At 33.5% G+C, this 1,192-nt stretch carries 1 protein-coding gene; it reads left to right on the forward strand.

Translation table 11 applies throughout. From position 1 onward, the window contains the following. The first annotated feature begins 170 nt into the window (after nucleotides 1–170). A complete protein-coding gene (locus A142_RS03370) occupies nucleotides 171–794 on the forward strand; it encodes an XRE family transcriptional regulator (RefSeq protein WP_019824164.1) in 624 nt (207 codons plus the stop codon). The last annotated feature ends 398 nt before the right edge of the window (nucleotides 795–1,192 follow it).

Raw genomic sequence — 1,192 nt, forward strand, 5'->3', positions numbered from 1 at the left:
AACTCTATCCATACCTGATCATTTGATCAGTTCGGTGGATAATAAATCAACAAAAAAACAATGTAAAGTTTAGCTTTACAATTAAAGTAAAAAATGAATTTTTAAAGAGTTACTGTTCTCAATAAATAGGAGAATTGGAGGTGTATAATTTAACCTTCAGGTAAAGATGGATGTCACTAGGACATAGAATCAAAAAAGCTAGAGAGAACAATCTAGGCATCTCCAAAAAAGAATTAGCTCAGCTTTTAGGTGTTAGTCAATCAGCGGTCAATCAATGGGAAAATGATGTGAATTTACCCTCTCAAAAAAGATTGATAGAGCTATGTGGGATACTGAATGAGAGTTATGACTGGCTAATTAATGGCATACAACATACAAATAACAATGACTTGTTTGAAGTTCCATTTTATGAAGAAATTCACTGCAGTGCGGGAGTGGGATACTATAATGGGCATTCTGATGTTTTAATGATAAGCAGCCATTTAATCCCTATACCACCAGAAGACATAGCCAAAAATACAATCGCACTTCGAGTACATGGTGATTCAATGGAGCCCGCAATATCTGATAACGGTGTAGTATTTATAGACACCTCTGATACAAAAGTCATAGACGGTAAAATATATGTCTATAAAAAAGACGATGTTCTAAGAGTTAAACGTTTTGAACATAGCGTTAATGGCTTAATAATAAAAAGCTTAAACCCAGTATATGCAGATGAAAAAGTGACATATAAAGCATTTAGTCAATGTTGTATCATTGGGCGAGTGTTATACAGTATTAATAAATTTTAAAGTAAAACTTTATTTGATGAATAAGCAGGAAAAGCTTATAATGTGCCTACGTTCTTGGAGTAAAAAGTGCATTACATAGCACGCTACTACATAGTTTTCTATGTAGTGTATTTTTCGAGAATTAGAATGTGTTAGACTCTCAATCTAACTACATAGCATTCGCATAGAGCCGTCTTCCCGAAAGTAGACGGCTTTTTTGTGTCTAAAATTTACCATTTGATCTTTAAAGAGATCTTCTATAGATTAGAGTTTCATTGTTTGACGTGAGAAACCAAACAACCCTAAAAATCTTTCGGAATCAAAACCATGAATAATCAACCTAATTGCATTCTGCAATTCACTCAAAACAGACACAATCAGCATTCACATTCAACCAGTGTTCAAACACATTTATGGTC

This window comes from Vibrio splendidus 12E03, from assembly GCF_000272105.2.
Lineage (GTDB): Bacteria > Pseudomonadota > Gammaproteobacteria > Enterobacterales > Vibrionaceae > Vibrio > Vibrio splendidus_I.